Source organism: Alteribacillus sp. HJP-4 (assembly GCF_042139015.1).
Classification (GTDB): Bacteria; Bacillota; Bacilli; order Bacillales; family Marinococcaceae; genus JBHIKY01.
The window spans coordinates 83,940-102,976 of sequence record NZ_JBHIKY010000003.1 but is presented as its reverse complement, the minus strand read 5'-3'; the positions used below and the strand labels follow the sequence as shown (position 1 = coordinate 102,976).

Here is a 19,037-nt window from a genome sequence, read left to right as displayed (position 1 = left end):
ATACAGACATGGAAGGAAGAAGGCGGTGAAGGAACCATGTCATCTTTTGCAGCTATGACTAAAAAGGAGTTAACCCAGCTTGAATCGGATGATTGCTGCGCAAAAGCCGAGCTTGCCGCCCTGATCAGAATGAATGGCTCCATATCATTTGGAAACGGGCAGCTTCAGTTGGATGTTTCAACAGAAAACGCAGCGATTGCCCGACGAATATATACCCTTATTAAAAGAGTATTCCCCGGCATTTCTGTTGAGCTTTTCGTCCGAAAAAAAATGCGGCTGAAAAAAAACAACGTCTACATGGTGAGGATGAAGGAAAAAGCGAAGGAGCTATTAAGTGAACTGAATATCATGCAGGATGGGTTTCAATTTATCCGGTTCATTTCTCCTGCGATTATCAGTGACACATGCTGCAAACGGGCTTACCTACGAGGAGCTTTTCTCGCAGGAGGGTCTATCAATCATCCGGACACTTCCTCATACCATTTGGAAATATTTTCCTTATATGAAGAGCATAACATAGCCCTGCGAGGACTATTGAATGAATTTCATCTAGCTTCAAAAAGTTTAGAAAGAAAAAAAGGGTTTATACTTTATATTAAAGAAAGTGAAAGAATCTCAGAATTTTTGAATGTAATTGGTGCTCATCAAGCGCTGCTGTATTTTGAAGATGTAAGAATCATGAAGGATATGAGAAATTCGGTCAACCGACTGGTGAACTGTGAGACTGCCAATTTAAATAAAACAGTAGGTGCCGCTTTAAGGCAGATTGAAAACATTGAACTGGTGGACGAGGAAATTGGTCTTGAAAACCTGCCCGACAAAATCCGCGAAATTGCAGAAATGCGCGTTAAGCATCAGGATGTGACGCTGAAGGAGCTCGGAGAGATAATCCCGAGCGGGCCCGTGAGTAAATCCGGTGTCAATCACCGCCTCCGAAAAATTGACGAATTAGCGAAAAAAATTCGGAATGGAGAAACGATTTCATATGAGAAAGCGTAAACAAAAGAATGATAACTTTTGCTATAGAGAATGGAGGAGATACGATTGATAGAAAAAACAGCCGAAGTAAAATTAAAAACGGGCCTGCAGGCAAGACCAGCTGCATTGTTTGTGCAAGAAGCCAATCGTTTTAATTCGGACGTAATTATTGAAAAAGGCGGAAAAAAAGTTAATGCCAAAAGTATTATGGGTATGATGAGCCTTGCTGTGCGTACCGGTGAAACGATCCATTTAATTGTCGACGGCAATGATGAAAAAGAAGCGTCAGAGGCACTTACGGCTTTTGTTGCAAAAGAAGAATAACGCAAAAAGCTCCGGCGCCATTCAGCTGCCGGGGCTTTTTGTGCAGCACGGTCCCCGGAATGTTATCTGGATGATTTTCCTGAAATAATATGTTGGCCGGGTGGTTCTTTTTCGGCGTCATTGCTGTAGCCGGAGAGGAGATCCGTTATTTGATTAATCTCAAAAATGCCAATATTGGAACCTGTGTCCGGCAAAATCTTAATACCATACTGTTGCGGAACATGTGGCCGGAGAAACAGCTGTAACTGCCTGCTGCTCAATATATTCGAAGGTACCAGGAATGATCACTAAAAAACCGCTGCGACAGCTGTCGCAGCGGTAAACTATTACTTATATAATACTTCATCAATCAAGCCGTATTTCTTGGAGTCCTCAGCACTCATGAAGTTATCACGGTCTGTGTCGCGTTCGATTACCTCCAGCGGCTGGCCGGTACGTTCTGCAAGAATTTTGTTCAGCTTCTCGCGCATTTGAATAATGCGGCGTGCATGAATTTCAATGTCTGAAGCCTGCCCCTGCGTTCCGCCCAGCGGCTGGTGAATCATTACTTCACTGTTCGGCAGTGCGAATCGCTTACCAGGCTCTCCGGCGGTTAAAAGAAAGGCTCCCATGGAAGCAGCCATACCTACACAAATAGTAGAGACTTTTGGTTTAATGTGCTGCATCGTATCATAAATCGCCATACCTGAAGTAATAGATCCGCCCGGACTGTTAATGTATAAGGAAATATCTTTTTCCGGATCATCGGCTGCCAGGAAAAGAAGCTGAGCTACAATAGAGTTGGAAATATTGTCATCGATGCCTGACCCGAGCATAATGATTCTGTCCTTGAGAAGGCGGGAGTAAATATCATACGCGCGCTCGCCCCGATTTGTCTGTTCAATAACTGTTGGTATTAAGTTCATATCCAATTCATCCTCCTGTCATATCATACTTTATTTTGATTTTTTATGGCTGGTCAGCAAAGCAGCCACTAAGTATCTTAGCTGATATTTTTATCATACTCCAATGGTCAATAATGGTCAAATAAAAAGGCAGGGAGAAAAAATATCATTTTATCGTCCCCGGCTGTCATAACCCATATTATTGCTCGGACAGTAGTTATAAGTTTTCGCCAAGCTGTTCATAAACCCTGCCTCTATCATAACCTTTTTTCGAATTGTTCAAACTTGTAAGGAGCCGTCAGGTTTTCTGCCATCATTTAATAGAATATTCGAACATTAAGGCCTTACATTGCGTTACAATAGTAATAGTATTGATACAAAATGACATCTTCCACAAAAGGACACATATGATATAATAGCGTGTAGTAAGCGCTTACAACACAGAGAGGAGGAAGCGCTGTGAATTTAGAGATGGGATTGTTTCAACAACAAACGATGAAGCTCGTCATGACGCAGGAACTGCGACAGGCAATTTCACTATTACAGCTTTCAACGCTGGAGCTGTCCGAATATATTGAAGAACAGGCGCTTGAAAATCCTTTAATCGACATTCAGGAAGCGACTTCTCCATTAAAAGAAGAACCAAGGTACGACATGCCGGTGATGTGGAACGATGAGTCCCCGGAATTTCAGGAAAAAGAGGAGCAGGAGCAGCAGTCGCCTTTTGACAGACTTATTGATACGGAGGATTCCCTGACTGACTATTTAATTCAGCAAATAAGATTTCTTGATATTTCAAAAAAAGATATGAAAATGCTGTTATATCTCGTCAGCAATGTCGGAGACAACGGATATTTAGAAGGAACATTTGAAGAAATGGCCGTTCGTTTTTCTGTGACGAGAAATGAATATGAGGGCTGGATCAAAACGCTGCAATCACTGGAACCCGCTGGAGTGGGGGCAAGATCTCTGCAGGAATGCCTGCTGCTGCAGCTTGAAAGAAAAACACCGAGCTTTCCTTTAGCGGAAACGATCATACGTGAACACCTCGAAGAGCTTGCAGAGCGCAAATGGACGCAGCTTGCAAAAAAGCTGGATATCACGCTCGAAGAAATTCAAAATGCGCATGATCTTATTCAGGAGCTGCATCCGCACCCAGGAGCAGCCTTTGGAGGAGGACACCCCGGCCATCTGCTGCCCGATGTCCATATTGAGCATGACGGCAGTGATTTTGTCGTTGTGCTGAGTGATGACAGCCTTCCCAAAATACGACTGAACCGCCAATACCGGCATTTACTTGAGAAAAACGAAGAAGGAGAAGCTACGGAATATGCCAAGCGCAAATACAAACAGCTTGTCTGGCTCCTGAAAAGTATTGATCAGCGCCAGCATACGCTCCGGGCGATCACTGAAGCGATTCTAAACCATCAGCGTGCTTTTTTTACGGAAGGTCCATCTGCATTAAAACCACTTACGTTACGTGAGATCGCGGAAGAAGCAGATGTTCATGAATCGACGGTCTCGCGCACTACTACCAAAAAATACGTTCAGACACCGCAGGGCTTATTTGAACTGAAATACTTCTTTTCTTCCGGCATGAACAATGGAGAAGGGGAACAGACGTCGACAGCAGTTATTAAATCAATGATGAAAAAGCTCGTAGAGGGAGAAGACAAAAGTAAACCGTTTTCAGATCAAAAGATTGCGGATCACATCAAATCAGAGCATGGGATTTCGATTTCTAGACGAGCAATTGCAAAATATAGAGGCGAGCTTCATATTTCCTCGTCCTCCAAAAGAAAAAGATATGTATAAATACCAATTCTACTCACCAGCTGTATGTTTTAAATGCAGCTGGTGCTGCTTATTATTTTATACAAAAATTGCGGTCTGGGGCACAACAGAAGAGCAAATATAAGAGTCACTTTTTGAACAGGCGGGGCGGACAGCATTTCTCCGGACACTCGTTCCGTTATCGGCATAAAAGTATGCTAAATCTCCTGATATTACAGTAATAGCGGATCTGCTGTCCTCTCGTTGCCCGATGGAAATCACGCTGTCCCTCTGTTCAGGTCTTCAGGCGGTTGTTTTCAGATTCTTTTGTATGTTTTAGATTTTTTACTTGTCACTATATAATAATCTTGTTACTATGAAAGTGAACATGATATGAATACCAACTGATTTTTTTTACCGTAAGCGGGACTAAAAATGTCTATGTGGGACAAAAAAAGTCCATATCCATCAAAATCTTCAAGAAAGGCGCTGGTTTATTACATATGAGAGACCTATTGGAACTGCAAAAGAAACTGCTGCCAGATGTTCTTGAAGTGATGGGAAAACGGTATAGAATTTTACAATATCTCCGCTTAATGCAGCCTGTCGGGCGCCGGACATTGTCGGCAAGCCTAAATATTTCGGAGCGGATTCTGCGGGGGGAAGTAACGTTTTTAAAAAATCAGAGTCTCGTTGAAATCCATCCAGCCGGGATGACACTGACTGATGAAGGCGAGTCGCTGCTCGAAGGACTCGAGGAGGCAATGAAATCTGCATTCGGTCTCTCTGATCTCGAGAAAGAAACTGCTGCCGCACTTCAGATCGGCCAGGTTATTATCGTTTCCGGGAATAGTGATCATTATGTCTGGGTAAAGAAAGAATTAGGGCGTGCCTGTGTCCAGCTGATGAAAAATAGAATTTCGCCATCGGATATTATAGCCGTGGCGGGAGGGACTACTTTAGCAGCAGTAGCTGAAATGATGCAGCCGCACCCAAATTTTCAGGATGTCATGTTTTTGCCTGCCCGCGGGGGGCTGGGTGAAAAAGTGGAAATCCAGTCAAGCACTATCAGCTCCACGATGGCCACTAAAGCACATGCCCACTATAAGCTGCTGCATGTTCCGGATCAGCTCAGCGAAGAAGCAAGAGAATCGCTCATCCACGAGCCGGGAATCAAAGAGTTAGTGCAGCTTTTACGACAGTCGAAGCTTGTTATACACGGTATCGGGGACGCTGCAACGATGGCAGAGCGCCGGGAAACAAGCTCTGCGACACTTGGCTCCTTAGGAAAAAAAGCAGCTGTCGCCGAAGCCTTCGGTTATTATTTTGACAGGGATGGCACCATTGTTCATAAGGAAAAAACAATCGGACTGCAATTAAACGACCTGACAGAGAGACAAACGGTTCTTACGGTAGCCGGCGGTGCTTCTAAAGCAGAGGCAATCGCAGCTTACATGAAATACAGGCCGAGTGATCTGCTCATTACAGATGAAGGGGCGGCCCGCGCACTGCTGGGCTATAAAATACCGCAATAATCCCCGGATGTACAGTTAAACAGGCAGATTTCCATTGATGCAGGTTAGAAATAAATTCTTATTATTTTAAGGAGGAAGATGTAACATGGCAACGAAAATTGGAATTAACGGGTTTGGAAGAATTGGACGTGTCGTATTTCGTGCAGCACTTAAAAATGACAATGTAGAGGTTGTAGCAATCAATGATCTCACAGACGCTGAAATGCTGGCTCACCTGCTTCGATATGATTCCGTGCACGGCAAGCTTGATGAAGAGGTTTCCGTGAATGGGGATAATCTAGTAGTAGGCGGCAAAGAAATCAGAGTAACTGCAGAAAAAAATCCAGCAGAAATCGGCTGGGACAAAGTCGGAGCTGAGATCGTCATTGAATCTACCGGCCGCTTCGCTTCCCGCGATGATGCTGCGAAGCACTTGGAAGCCGGCGCGAAAAAAGTTGTTATTTCTGCCCCTGGTAAGGGCGTGGACGGTACATTTGTTATGGGTGTTAACGAAAACACGTATGACCCATCCAAGCATGATGTTGTGTCCAATGCTTCCTGCACAACAAACTGCCTCGCACCATTCGCAAAGGTGTTGAATGACAAGTTCGGTATCCGCCGCGGAATGATGACTACTGTACACTCTTACACGAATGATCAGCAGATACTGGACCTGCCTCACTCCGACTATCGCCGTGCCCGTGCAGCGGCTGAAAACATTATCCCGACTTCCACGGGAGCTGCCAAAGCCGTAGCACTGGTCCTGCCTGAATTGGAAGGCAAGCTGAACGGAGGCGCTATGCGTGTTCCTACACCGAACGTGTCTCTCGTCGATCTCGTTGCAGAGCTGAAGCAGGATGTAACAGTAGATGACGTAAATAATGCACTGAAAGAAGCAGCGGGCGGGCCATTGAAAGGAGTACTCGGCTACAGCGAAGAGCCACTTGTATCCGGCGATTACAATGGTAATTCTAATTCTTCTACCATCGACGCTCTTTCCACAATGATAATGGAAGATAATATGGTGAAAGTCATATCCTGGTATGATAATGAGTTTGGTTATTCCAGCCGTGTCGTAGACCTCGTTGAATATATGGCCGCCCAGCAATAAGCAGCGGGCGGGCACTGCTGCACCACACGGGAAAAGAAGTGACGTTCTTTTCCCTTTTTTTATACTTATTAAGAAAAAATGAAGCGTTCGCCACCTGTATTTGACGGACTGCCAAGTTTTTTCTGTGAAATTTTATGTTCCTGAAGGACGAACTAAGGGAAACGTGTTATGGAAGCTAAAAAGGAGGTCTGATTCATGAACAAGAAATCAATTAATGATCTTGATGTAAAAGGAAAAACGGTTTTTTGCAGGGTTGACTTCAATGTTCCAATGGAGGATGGGAACGTGACTGATGACACACGAATCCGTGCTGCCATCCCAACCATTCAATATTTGACTGAACAGGGAGCCAAAGTAATTCTCGCAAGCCACCTCGGCCGTCCCAAGGGACAAATTGTGGAAGAGCTTCGACTTGGGCCGGTGGCTGTTCGTCTCGGAGAGCTGCTGAACAGCAACGTGAAGAAAGTCGATGAAGTTTACGGAGACCAGGCCAAGCAGGCTGCTGAGGCACTCCATGAAGGAGAGATTCTGCTTTTAGAGAATCTTCGTTTTGAAAAAGGGGAAGAGGAAAATGATGAGAACCTCGCCAAAAACATTGCTTCTTTAGCCGATATTTACGTTAATGACGCTTTTGGTGCTGCTCACCGTGCCCACGCTTCTACCGAAGGAGTGGCACGTCACCTGCCGTCGGCAGCCGGACTGTTGATGCAGAAGGAGCTTGACGTGCTCGGGCAGGCATTGTCTGATCCCAAACGCCCATTTACTGCCATTATTGGAGGCGCAAAGGTTAAGGATAAAATCGGCGTCATTGATAACCTTCTCGATAAAGTAGATAATCTTATCATCGGAGGGGGCCTTGCCTACACTTTTGTCAAAGCTCAGGGCCATGAAATTGGCAATTCCCTTTTGGAAGAGGATAAAATCGAGTCAGCCAAAACCTTTATGCAGAAAGCGCAGGACAAAGGCGTCCATTTTCACATGCCGGTCGATGTAACGGTAGCGGATGATTTCGGTGAACAGGCTGACAAAAAGGTTGTAGGCATTACAGAAATCCCTGCGGATTGGGAAGCTCTTGATATTGGACCGGAGACGATTGCAAATTACAAGAAGGTTATTCAGGAATCAAAACTTGTCATTTGGAACGGACCCATGGGTGTTTTCGAGCTTGAATCATTTGCAAAAGGGACAAAAGGTGTAGCGAGTGCGCTTGCAGAAGCATCAGAAACGTATTCTGTCATTGGCGGTGGTGACTCTGCTGCTGCAGTGGAAAAGTTCGGGTATGCCGATCAAATGAACCATATATCCACGGGAGGCGGAGCTTCTCTCGAGTTTATGGAAGGGAGAGAGCTTCCTGGCGTAGCGGCACTTGATAATAAATAATAACGATTCAGACAGGAGGAATATTTCATGAGAAAAGCGATTATTGCAGGAAACTGGAAAATGAACAAAACGCATAGTGAAGCAGTAGAATTTGTCTCTGCCATTAAGAACAGCATACCTGCTTCCAGCGAAGTGGAAACGGTTGTCTGCGCTCCTGCACTATTTTTAAAGGAAATGAACGATGCTTCCTCAGGAAGTGATGTAAATGTCGGCGCTCAAACGATGCATTTTGAGGATAATGGTGCATTTACCGGCGAAATCAGCCCGGCTGCGCTTGCAGACCTTAACATCCCTTATGTCATTATCGGCCATTCAGAGCGCAGGGAAATGTTTAATGAAACAAATGAAAGTGTTAATCAAAAATTACACGCCGCCTTCAGACACGGAATCACTCCTATTATGTGCTGCGGCGAGACTTTGGAAGAACGTCAAAGCAATGAAACAGAATCAGTGGTGCGTGAGCAGATAGAAAAAGGGCTAGCCGGACTAAGCGCAGACCAGGTTAAAAAAACAGTAGTAGCATATGAGCCGATCTGGGCGATCGGAACGGGGAAATCATCGTCTGCAGAGGATGCAAATGAAACTTGCGGAACGGTGAGAAGTGTTATTGAAGAGCTGTATGATACTGATACAGCTGAAGCAGTGCGTATTCAGTACGGCGGCAGCGTCAAGCCGGAAAATATTGACGGCTACCTGAAAAAGGAGCACATTGACGGGGCGCTGGTCGGCGGCGCCAGCCTGAAAACAGATGCCTTTGTTCAGCTCGTGGAGGCGGGAAAGCATGAGTAAAACGCCAGTAGCTCTGATTATACTTGATGGCTTTGCACTGCGGGACGAAGAAAAAGGTAATGCCGTAGCACAGGCTGACACGCCTAATTTCGACCGCTATTGGAAGAAGTATCCTCATACTTCCCTGAAGGCCTCGGGAGAAGCTGTCGGTCTGCCGGAAGGGCAGATGGGCAACTCCGAGGTCGGCCATCTCAATATCGGTGCTGGACGCATCGTATATCAGAGTCTGACAAGAATTAATAAAGACATTCATGAGAAAAAATTTGAAAAAAATGAGGCACTTCTGCGGGCAGTGGAGCACGCCAAAAAAAATAACAGCGCGCTGCATTTGTATGGCCTTCTATCTGACGGCGGGGTCCACAGCCACATTGAACACTTATTCGCTCTGCTCGATCTGGCCAAAAAAGAAGGCCTCGAAAAAGTATTTGTTCATGGTTTTTTAGACGGCAGGGATGTCGGCCAGCAATCAGCAAAAGCTTACGCAGAACAGCTCCGGATGAAAATGGAAGAGGATGGCGTCGGGGAGCTTGCGACGCTGCACGGACGTTATTATTCCATGGACCGGGACAAGCGCTGGGACCGGCTGGAAAAATCCTACCGCGCCCTTGTTTACGGAGAGGGGCCGCGGTTTAACAGTGCAGAGGAAGGAATTGAGAACTCCTATGCAGAAGAAATATGGGATGAATTTCTCGTTCCAGCTGTTATGACCAACGATAACGGGGAGCCCGTTGGTACGATCTGTGATGATGATGCCGTTATTTTCTTTAATTTCCGTCCGGACAGAGCGATTCAGCTTTCCCAAGTGTTTACGAATGAAGAATTTTCCGGGTTTGACAAAGGCGGCGCCCATCCGAAAAATATTCATTATGTGACGATGACAAATTACAGCGATACGGTTAACGCTGATGTTGCCTATCCTCCACAAAATTTAGTAAATACAATGGGGGAAGCCGTCTCAGATGCCGGGTTAAAACAGCTTCGAATCGCTGAAACGGAAAAGTATCCGCACGTAACTTTCTTTTTCAGCGGAGGTCAGGAGAAGGAATTTCCCGGAGAAAGCCGAATACTCATTGATTCGCCTAAGGTGGCAACGTACGATCTGCAGCCGGAAATGAGTGCATTCGAAGTGACGGAGGAATTGTTGAAAGAAATTACAGCGGAAGCGCAGGACTTTATTGTCCTCAATTTTGCAAATCCTGACATGGTTGGTCATTCCGGTGACCTGGACGCCACCATCAAAGCGGTGGAAACTGTTGATGAGTGTCTTGGCAGAATTATAGACCTTCTTAATGAAAAAGGCGGACATGCCATTATTACGGCAGACCACGGCAATGCAGACGAAGTTATTACCCTTAAGAATAAGCCGATGACGGCACATACAACGAATCCAGTGCCGGTGATTGTAACTAAGGAAGGACTTACTCTTCGTGAGGATGGTATTCTTGCAGACCTGTCGCCAACGGCTGTTGAACTGCTTGGTCTTAACAAGCCTGAAGAAATGACGGGGACTTCATTAATCAAAAAATAACAAAAAAATTAAGGTATAAAGGAGTTTGGAAATATGAGCATGATTACAGATGTTTATGCACGTGAGGTTCTTGATTCACGCGGGAATCCTACCGTAGAGGTTGAAATTTATACAGAAACCGGTGCATTCGGACGCGCTCTTGTACCAAGCGGTGCTTCGACCGGAGAATATGAAGCGGTCGAGCTGCGCGATGGCGGGGATCGTTTCATGGGAAAAGGCGTGACGAAAGCAGTTGATCACGTCAATGAAGATGTGGCACCGGAGGTCATTGGCATGGAAGTCACGGACCAGGCCGGCATTGACGAGCTGATGATTGAGCTTGACGGAACGGAAAACAAAGGAAAGCTGGGGGCAAACGCTATTCTTGGTGTTTCCATGGCATGCGCCCATGCAGCAGCCAATGACCTTGGAGTGCCGCTTTATGAATACCTCGGCGGCTTTAATGCAAAAACACTTCCTGTTCCGATGATGAACATTTTAAATGGCGGCGAGCATGCCGATAACAATGTTGACATTCAGGAATTTATGGTAATGCCTGTCGGAGCGAAGGATTTTCCACAGGCGATTCAGATGGGAGCAGAGATCTTCCATAATCTGAAAAAAGTACTGAAAGACCGCGGTCTGAATACGGCAGTTGGTGACGAAGGAGGCTTTGCTCCCGACCTTGCTTCAAATGAAGAAGCGCTCCAGACGATTGTTGAAGCGATTGAAAAGGCAGGCTACAAGCCGGGAGAAGAAATCCTCCTCGCGATGGATGCTGCCTCCTCTGAAGTTTATGAAGACGGCAAGTACAACCTCAAGGGTGAAGGTGTAATTAAATCATCGGATGAAATGATTGAATTTTACAAGGATCTCGTTGAAAAGTATCCGATCGTTTCCATTGAGGACGGCCTGGATGAAAACGACTGGGACGGCTGGAAAAAGCTGACGGATGCGATCGGCGATAAGGTTCAGCTCGTCGGTGACGATTTGTTTGTAACGAATACGAGCAAGCTTTCAGAAGGAATCGAGAAAGGGATTGGAAACTCCATTCTCGTCAAAGTCAATCAAATAGGTACGCTGACAGAGACATTTGATGCAATTGAAATGGCAAAACGCGCCGGCTATACAGCGGTTATTTCCCACCGTTCCGGCGAGACAGAGGACGCCACGATTGCTGACATCGCCGTGGCGGTGAATGCCGGCCAGATTAAGACAGGGGCACCTTCGCGCACCGACCGTGTCGCGAAATACAATCAGTTGATCCGGATCGAGGATGAGCTTGGGAGCACAAGCGTTTATCCAGGAAAGACTGCATTTTACAACCTTCGTAAATAATGGAACACATTGAAAGCCGCAGGGTTATTGGAGACCCTGCGGCACTTTTAGATTCAGCATGGAGGAATCTAGCAGACCCTGATGGCATCTCCGCAGGTATCATGACAGCTTTCATCGACGCTCCGTATTTTATCTATCTGCTGATGAAGAAATAGTGGTGTTGCCAATCACTCTTTCGTGTGATAGATTATAAGCAGTGTGATGTGAACGTGGAGGTGTCATCTTTTTGGAAACTGCATTATATGTTCTGTTAATTATTACTTCAATTTCACTAATCGCGGTAGTGCTGCTGCAATCCGGACGCAGCGCCGGGCTGTCTGGAGCTATTTCCGGCGGAGCGGAACAGCTGATGGGCAAGCAGAAAGCACGCGGCATAGAAGCATTTTTAAGCCGTGCGACCGTTGTATTATCCGTGTTATTTTTCGTTTTCTCTCTTTTGCTGGCATATTTCTTATAGAAATGAATCAGAAAATAGTTAAAAGGTATAAGAAGTGTAAAAACAGCAGGACTTGTTCTTGCTGTTTTTTTCATATGGGAAAAAGAGGACTTATGACGGGTATTTATGGGTATATTGGGAAGAAGGTACAGATAACTACTGGCAGGAGCGGAAGATAAACAGACGCTCGAAACAAAAGGATGAGGACAAACTATGATAGGCTGTTTATGTCTGCACGGATTTACAGGTTCTCCATGGGAGGTTGAACCGCTTGCGAACAGGCTCAGCAGACGGAAGGGCTGGCTTGTGTATACACCGGTACTGCCGGGTCATGATGATGGAGAGGAAATTACCAGCGCAACTCACCAGGCCTGGATCTACAAAGCGGATCTGGCGGCGAGAGAATTATTTTTACACTGCGACAAAGTATATGTGATTGGATTTTCTATGGGAGGCATGCTTGCAGCTTATATTGCTGCCCGTTATCCAGTAGAGCGGCTTGTTCTGCTTAGTGCGGCCGCCCAATACATTTCCCCGGGACAGCTCATGAGAGATGCAGGAGAAATTATTGAATCTGGCCTACGCGGAGAAATGAGAAAGCACCCGTGGTATCCAATCTTTAGTAATAAAATGAAGACCCCCATTAAAGCTGTCGCTGAATTTTATAAAGCTATCAGAGAAATCCAGCCTTTTATCAATAGAATAGAAGTTCCGGTTTTCATAGGGCAGGGGGTTCAGGACGGGCTGGTACCGAGAAGGAGCGCAGAATATTTATTTAAGGAAATCAGCGCTCCCGTCAAACAGCTGTATTTTTATGAACAGTCGAAGCATCTATTATGCCATGGCATTAATCGTGAGCAGGTATTGGATGATGTGGAAAAGTTTATCTTTATGGAAAAGCTGACAACAAAGAAAATATTTAAAAGTATAGAGATAGGAGCGGATGCTGTCCGCTCTCTTGAGGAAAGGGGAAAGCAGCATGAAAGTAGTACCACCTGAGCCATTCACATTTGAAGGAGGAGAACGGGCTGTTCTGCTGCTGCATGGCTTTACCGGAACGACCGCAGATGTGCGCATGCTCGGCCGATTTCTGCAAAAGCGGGGATATACATGTCATGCCCCGATTTATAAAGGACACGGGGTGCCTCCAGAAGAATTGATGAAAACAACTCCTTCTGACTGGTGGTACGACGTAGAGAAAGGCTTAGAGAAACTAAAAAATGACGGTTATGAAGAAATAGCGGTGGCGGGCCTTTCTCTCGGGGGGCTTATGACGCTGAAGGCAGCTTATACGTTCAACGTAAAAGGAATTGTGCCGATGTGCGCTCCGATGACCACGTCTAAGAATAAAGAACGTCTTTATCAAGGTGTACTTCAATACGCAAAGGAATACAAACAGCTTGAGAAAAAAAGTGACGAAGACATTGATAAGGAAATGGAAGCATTTAAGGGGACCACTTCAGATACACTTACTTCTATCAATGAATTTATTGAAGAAGTGCGGGAATCACTGGATATGATATATGCTCCGGCATATATTGCCCAGGCAAAGAAGGATGAAATGGTAGAGTTGAAAAGCGCGGAAATTATTCGTGATGAAATTTCTTCCGATGAGAAAAAGCTGCAATGGTATGAGGAGTCTCCGCACGTCATTACTCTCGGAAAAGAAAAACAGGAGCTGCATGAGAATATCTATCAGTTTTTAGAAAAGCTTGCCTGGGGAAAAGATAACTAGATAAAAGCAGACAACGATCTAACGAACTCAACAATAATATTTAGAAAGGAGCTGAAACAGTTGGATCAAGAACAAAAACAACAACTGCTGACTTATATGAAAGAAGAAGCTGTCAAACCGATGTCGATCGAAGAAATTCAAGAAGCGTTCGACTTAGGTGGGGCAGAAGAGACGAAATTATTAATGAAAACTTTAAACGAAATGGAAGAAAATGGAGATATTGTACGAACCCGCAGCAACCGCTATGGACTCCCGGAGAAAATGAACCTATTAAAAGGGAAAGTCCAGAGTCATGCCCGCGGCTTTGCATTTATACTGCCAGAGGACACAGGCTATGATGATGTGTTTGTCCCGGCAAGTGAGATCAACGGCGCAATGAATAAGGACACTGTACTCGTCCGAGTCCATCAAAAATCGTCCGGTTCCAAGCCGGAGGGAGCAATTGTAAGAATTTTGGAGCGTGGAACGACAAGAGTGGTTGGAACTTACTCTGATAACCGCTCCTACGGTTTCGTGAAGGCTGACGACAAACACATTGCAAACGATATTTTCATTCCGGAAAGAGCCGAAAACGGAGCGGTCGACGGCCATAAAGTCGTTGTAGAAATTACCAAATATCCGGAGGGGCGTTTCAGCGCGGAAGGTATGGTTGTGCATATTCTCGGCCATAAAAATGACCCTGGAGTCGATATTTTAGGTGTAATTCATAAGCACGGCCTTCCCGGTGATTTCCCTGATGAAGCAATAGGACAGGCTAAAGCGATTACGGATGAAATCGAGGCTTCCGAAGCGTCCCGCCGCCGTGACCTGCGTGAAGAAACCATCGTCACAATTGATGGGGCAGATGCGAAAGACCTTGACGACGCGGTCAATGTAAAGAAGCTTGATAATGGCAATTATAAGCTTGGCGTGCATATTGCTGATGTCAGCTACTATGTAACAGAAGGCTCTCCCATTGACGAGGAAGCATTTGAACGTGGAACAAGTGTGTATCTAGTCGACCGCGTTATTCCAATGATCCCTCATCGTTTGTCCAACGGCATATGCAGCTTAAATCCAAAGGTGGACCGGCTTACACTTTCCTGTGAAATGGAAATCACACCGGCCGGTGAAGTCGTTGACCATGATATATTTGAAAGCGTGATCCGTACCAATGAACGGATGACTTACAATGACGTACGATTGATTTTAGAAGAAAAAGACGAAGAAACGAGAGATCGTTATCGCGAGCTTGTTCCATTTTTTGAACAGATGGAAGAGCTGGCAGCAATTTTACGCAATAAGCGTTTCAGCCGGGGAGCGATTGACTTTGATTTCAAGGAAGCTAAGGTAAAAGTGGATAACGAAAGCAGACCTGAAGATGTCGTTCTGCTGGAGCGATCTGTTGCTGAACGGCTGATTGAAGAGTTTATGCTGTGTGCCAATGAAACCGTGGCAGAGCACTTCCACTGGCTGAAGGTTCCGTTTGTGTATCGGATTCATGAAGATCCCGATGAAGAAAAACTATCACACTTTCTCGAATTCGTTACGAACTTTGGATATGTAGTAAAGGGAAGTGCGAACACCATTCATCCACGCGCACTTCAACAAGTACTTGAAGAAGTAAAAGGGGAGCCGGAAGAGGCGGTGATCAGCACGGTCATGCTGCGCTCCATGAAACAGGCAAAATATGAACCGGAAAATGTGGGCCACTTCGGACTTGCTGCTGACTTTTATACTCACTTTACTTCGCCGATCCGCCGTTATCCCGATTTGATTGTACACCGGCTTATCCGCGAATATCTTGTGAACAAAAATATGGACAGCAAGACGAAAAAACATTGGAAGGACAGCCTTCCCGACATCACAAGGCATGCCTCCGAAATGGAGCGGCGTGCAGTAGACGCAGAACGAGAAGTCGACGAAATGAAGAAAGCTCAGTACATGGAAGACAAAATCGGAGAAGAGTTTTCCGGCATTGTAAGCGGGGCCAAAAATTTTGGCCTGTTTGTAGAACTTGAAAACACAATTGAAGGCATGGTTCATATCAGTTACCTCACCGACGATTATTATCATTTCGATGAAAAGCAGTATGCACTGATCGGTGAGAGGACAGGAAATATTTTCCGTATTGGCGATCAAGTCGAGGTCCGAGTCCTGAAAGTCAATGTGGAGGAAGCAGACATTGATTTTGAGATTGTCGGCATGAAGGAAAATAAGCCGAGAAAACGGAAGGACCGCCCGACGGTTATTGAAGGAGGTAAGCGTAAGAAAGACGCTTCCTCTACAGAGGATAACAGTGGACCAAAAGCGAAAAAAGGCCGACAAAAAGGGCGCAGGAAAAATAAAAAGAAAAAGCCATTTTTTGAGAACGCTCCAAAAAGAAAAGGTACTAAAAAGAAAAAATAAGCTTTTAAAAGCCCGGGTCCAGTAAAAAGATTCGGGCTGTGCCCGTTATAATTAACTGGATTGACGCTTGTTCCGTCCCTTGCTACTATTAAGGAACGAGTGATGAAAGAAAGGTGTACGGGAGATGGCAGAAAAAAACGAAGGAAGACTTCTCGCACAAAACAGAAAAGCCCGCCATGATTTTTTTATTGAGGAAACTTTTGAAGCAGGGATTGTTCTGAAGGGAACGGAAATTAAATCGATCCGCAACGGCCGGATGAATTTAAAAGACAGCTTTGCGAAAGTGGAAAATGGGGAAGTGTTTCTCCATAACGCACATATCAGCCCCTATGAAGACGGCAACCGTTTTAACCACGATCCCCTCCGGACAAGAAAACTGCTGCTGAAGCGCCGTGAAATTAATAAGCTGATTGGTGCAAGCCAGCAGTCCGGCTATTCAGTGATCCCTCTTAAGGTGTATATCAAAAGGGGTGTCGCGAAGGTATTAATCGGGCTCGCACGCGGGAAGAAAAAATATGATAAGCGCGAAGCTTTGAAACAAAAGGACGCGAAACGGGAAATGGACAGAGCAATCCGTTCCCGAATGAAGGGTGAATAATGTCTAAAGGAAAGGCCTGGCTGCAGATACAGCCAGGCTCATTCTGTCTCCACCTCTGCTTCCGGAATTAACACTTCTGTTTCCTGTTCATTTGTTTGCTCCTGTTCTTCCTCAGGAATAATCGCAGGTGCAGGGAGCCCGCCTTTTCCACTGCCGTTTTCGCTGTAAAAATTCGGAACCTCGCCCGGAATAAACATCATTCCTATCGGTATGGTCGTCTGTACAGTCTCAGTATTAGTGGCAAAAGGAATAATTATATTTACATCGACCATCAGCTCCAGCGAGACCCGGACCCACGTATTATTGATGCCGCGCTCCTGCACCTTTTCATTTAACTCGACGTCCACATCCCCAATAGCTGTTAATTCAACAGGAACAAGCGGACCAATCTGGGCAAGCAGCGCATTGTTCGTCACCCGGCCCAGAGGAATATTGTAAATCGATCCTGCGTTCAAATGGTTGGAGCTGCCGGGCAGTTCCCCTGCTTCCATATGCTTTAGAAACACCTGTGCTTCATCCACCGCATTCGTCACCACATGATTGTAGACGGTTCCATCAAAGCCGATCGAGGTAATTTCTCCATTATCATTCTTATCAATTTCAATCAGTTCAGTCATATCCACTTCCTGGAGCGTATCCTTTACTGCATGATTGATCGCCGTTGTAGCCATTTTCTGAGTTTCAAGATTGGCAATTTCCATCAGCGTCGGGGCGATCTGCTTATTGACCAGCCATATGCTCTGGGCTGTCAAAGCAGCAAAAATAATAATCGATAATAAAAAAACCGTTTTGAAGGATAACGGGTATTTACGTTTAGGAGAGCGGGCCTTCCATCGTTTCACACCACTTGCTCCTTTCCATCACGTATGCAAGCTTCAACACAGTGTATGCCAAATAAAGGATAACCATGCTTTCCCCTTGCATGAGAAATCAATTATGTTATAATTAAATATCCATGAGATGAGTGACATTATTTCATGCTGACCAACCTGGGGACGATTTGGCTTCGACAGGGATAGGTCGAGCTTAAGCTGCGAGCCGAGCTGGACAGTCTCGAAAAAGGTCCACGCCAATAATAACTGGCAAATCTAACGAAAACCTCGCAGTAGCTGCGTAAGTAGTTACCTGCGGATCCCACTCTCCATCGCCCATGTGGAGTGACCGGGGTCTCACTAATCAGTGGGCTACGCTGTCCGGCCTCCGCCTGAGGCCGGCTGAAGAGACTAATCAGGCTAGCCCTGCAGAGGCCCGTTACTAGGCCGATGCAGCGGCGAAATATAATATAGTGACTACGCTCGTAGACGCTTAAGTGCCGATATCTCTGGACGTGGGTTCGAACCCCACCGTCTCCACCATACATATCGATCTGAAATAAAGCTATTCGTAACTTGAAGCATAGGTTTGCCGTTTTGGCAGGCTTATGCTTCAATTTTTTTGTGCAAGATTATCTTGACAAGCAACCATAAGGTTGCTTATTATAGAAGTATGTTATGGGACAAAGATGCTGTATTCAAAGCTCTCAGCGACTCAACTAGAAGACTGATATTAGACGAACTATCCGAACGCAGTGAAGTGACGTTGTATGAACTGACGGTACGTCTTATTATGAAACATGACCTCACCATTTCGCGGCAGGCGATAGCTAAACATCTTGCAGTATTAGAAGAAGCCGGGCTTGTAAAATCAAAACGAAAGGGAAAATATCGGGTACTTATGTTCAACAACGAACCACTTAAAAATTTGTTGAAGGGTTGGACAGAATAATTTGGTTAACCACAGGAATTTTGACGAATGTGTGGGCCGTTTTGCTTTCAGAGTAATTGTGTGTAGAGCCCCCATACGTCGTAAATAAAAAGGAGGAAGAAGAGTATGAGAATAATTGTTACCAGTATATTTGTAGAAGATCAAGACAAGGCACTGAAGTTTTATTCAGAAACGCTGGGATTTGTAAAAAAGCATGACGTTCCTACCGGAGAGTTTAGGTGGATAACGCTCGTTTCGTCCGATGATCAAGACGGTACAGAGCTTCTGCTCGAACCGAATGACCATCCGGCCGCAAAAGAGTACCAGAAGAAGTTATTTGCAGAAGGCATCCCCGTAACTATGTTTGGTGTTGCCGATGTCCCCAAAGAGTATGAACAATTAACGAAACAAGGCGTGAAGTTTATTATGGAGCCTACTGAAATGGGGGAATTCACAATAGCTGTTTTTGACGATACATGCGGTAACCTTATTCAGATAGCGCAGAAGTAGCTTTTTGAAGAAATTTTGAATCAAGTTCA

Annotated in this window: 18 protein-coding genes and 1 other RNA gene; 17 read left to right on the top strand and 2 right to left on the bottom strand. The window is 45.4% G+C overall.

What is annotated here, in order from left to right; translation table 11 throughout:
• Positions 1–36 precede the first annotated feature (36 nt).
• Together whiA and ACE4RR_RS03535 are read left to right on the top strand one after the other, a co-directional pair.
• A complete protein-coding gene (gene whiA, locus ACE4RR_RS03540; RefSeq protein WP_375534018.1) occupies positions 37–999 on the top strand; it encodes a DNA-binding protein WhiA in 963 nt (320 codons plus the stop codon).
• A 45-nt stretch (positions 1,000–1,044) separates the two neighbouring features.
• Positions 1,045–1,302 carry an HPr family phosphocarrier protein gene (locus ACE4RR_RS03535; RefSeq protein ID WP_375534017.1) on the top strand — a complete coding sequence of 86 codons (258 nt, stop codon included), beginning with the start codon at positions 1,045–1,047 and terminating at the stop codon, positions 1,300–1,302.
• A 326-nt stretch (positions 1,303–1,628) separates the two neighbouring features.
• Here ACE4RR_RS03535 and clpP read toward each other — a convergent pair whose 3' ends face one another.
• Complete coding sequence (gene clpP / locus ACE4RR_RS03530) at positions 1,629–2,207, bottom strand: ATP-dependent Clp endopeptidase proteolytic subunit ClpP (RefSeq protein WP_375534016.1); 579 nt, start codon at positions 2,205–2,207, stop codon at positions 1,629–1,631.
• Positions 2,208–2,645: 438 nt separating this feature from the next.
• Here clpP and rpoN point away from each other — a divergent pair, with 438 nt between their 5' ends.
• From rpoN to smpB, 12 genes are all read left to right on the top strand, one after another.
• Entirely contained in the window at positions 2,646–4,001 is a 1,356-nt protein-coding gene (gene rpoN / locus ACE4RR_RS03525; RefSeq protein ID WP_375534015.1) for an RNA polymerase factor sigma-54, read from the top strand.
• A 461-nt stretch (positions 4,002–4,462) separates the two neighbouring features.
• Positions 4,463–5,494: a sugar-binding transcriptional regulator gene (locus tag ACE4RR_RS03520; RefSeq protein WP_375534014.1), complete on the top strand. Its 1,032-nt coding sequence runs from the start codon at positions 4,463–4,465 to the stop codon at positions 5,492–5,494.
• A gap of 85 nt (positions 5,495–5,579) precedes the next feature.
• Positions 5,580–6,584, top strand: coding sequence for a type I glyceraldehyde-3-phosphate dehydrogenase (gap, locus tag ACE4RR_RS03515; protein ID WP_375534013.1), 1,005 nt, complete (start codon positions 5,580–5,582; stop codon positions 6,582–6,584).
• Between the two features lie 195 nt (positions 6,585–6,779).
• Entirely contained in the window at positions 6,780–7,964 is a 1,185-nt protein-coding gene (locus tag ACE4RR_RS03510) for a phosphoglycerate kinase (RefSeq protein ID WP_375534012.1), read from the top strand.
• A 27-nt stretch (positions 7,965–7,991) separates the two neighbouring features.
• Positions 7,992–8,753 (top strand): triose-phosphate isomerase, encoded by a 762-nt coding sequence (gene tpiA / locus ACE4RR_RS03505; RefSeq protein ID WP_375534011.1) that lies wholly within the window; start codon positions 7,992–7,994, stop codon positions 8,751–8,753.
• Positions 8,746–10,281, top strand: coding sequence for a 2,3-bisphosphoglycerate-independent phosphoglycerate mutase (gene gpmI / locus ACE4RR_RS03500; RefSeq protein ID WP_375534010.1), 1,536 nt, complete (start codon positions 8,746–8,748; stop codon positions 10,279–10,281). The genes tpiA and gpmI overlap by 8 nt, the downstream gene beginning before the upstream one ends.
• Positions 10,282–10,314: 33 nt before the next feature.
• Positions 10,315–11,598 (top strand): phosphopyruvate hydratase, encoded by a 1,284-nt coding sequence (eno, locus tag ACE4RR_RS03495; RefSeq protein ID WP_375534009.1) that lies wholly within the window; start codon positions 10,315–10,317, stop codon positions 11,596–11,598.
• Positions 11,599–11,824: 226 nt separating this feature from the next.
• Positions 11,825–12,055, top strand: a complete 231-nt coding sequence (gene secG, locus ACE4RR_RS03490; RefSeq protein WP_375534008.1) for a preprotein translocase subunit SecG — start codon at positions 11,825–11,827, stop codon at positions 12,053–12,055.
• Positions 12,056–12,247: 192 nt separating this feature from the next.
• Positions 12,248–13,033, top strand: a complete 786-nt coding sequence (locus tag ACE4RR_RS03485) for an alpha/beta hydrolase (protein WP_375534007.1) — start codon at positions 12,248–12,250, stop codon at positions 13,031–13,033.
• Positions 13,014–13,769 (top strand): alpha/beta hydrolase, encoded by a 756-nt coding sequence (locus ACE4RR_RS03480; protein ID WP_375534006.1) that lies wholly within the window; start codon positions 13,014–13,016, stop codon positions 13,767–13,769. Before ACE4RR_RS03485 ends, ACE4RR_RS03480 begins: the two co-directional genes overlap by 20 nt.
• Positions 13,770–13,829: 60 nt before the next feature.
• The gene (gene rnr, locus ACE4RR_RS03475) at positions 13,830–16,157 is read left to right on the top strand and encodes a ribonuclease R (protein WP_375534005.1); all 2,328 of its coding nucleotides are present in this window, start codon (positions 13,830–13,832) and stop codon (positions 16,155–16,157) included.
• A 124-nt stretch (positions 16,158–16,281) separates the two neighbouring features.
• Positions 16,282–16,755 carry an SsrA-binding protein SmpB gene (gene smpB / locus ACE4RR_RS03470; RefSeq protein WP_375534004.1) on the top strand — a complete coding sequence of 158 codons (474 nt, stop codon included), beginning with the start codon at positions 16,282–16,284 and terminating at the stop codon, positions 16,753–16,755.
• 38 nt (positions 16,756–16,793) lie between these two features.
• Here the strand turns inward: smpB and yunB are convergent, their stop codons facing one another.
• Entirely contained in the window at positions 16,794–17,597 is an 804-nt protein-coding gene (gene yunB, locus ACE4RR_RS03465) for a sporulation protein YunB (protein ID WP_375534003.1), read from the bottom strand.
• 149 nt (positions 17,598–17,746) lie between these two features.
• Between yunB and ssrA the strand changes: the two genes are divergently transcribed.
• From ssrA to ACE4RR_RS03450, 3 genes are all read left to right on the top strand, one after another.
• Positions 17,747–18,110: a transfer-messenger RNA gene (ssrA, locus tag ACE4RR_RS03460) on the top strand.
• A 130-nt stretch (positions 18,111–18,240) separates the two neighbouring features.
• Positions 18,241–18,519, top strand: coding sequence for an ArsR/SmtB family transcription factor (locus ACE4RR_RS03455; protein WP_375534002.1), 279 nt, complete (start codon positions 18,241–18,243; stop codon positions 18,517–18,519).
• A 105-nt stretch (positions 18,520–18,624) separates the two neighbouring features.
• Positions 18,625–19,008 (top strand): VOC family protein, encoded by a 384-nt coding sequence (locus tag ACE4RR_RS03450; protein WP_375534001.1) that lies wholly within the window; start codon positions 18,625–18,627, stop codon positions 19,006–19,008.
• Positions 19,009–19,037 lie beyond the last annotated feature (29 nt).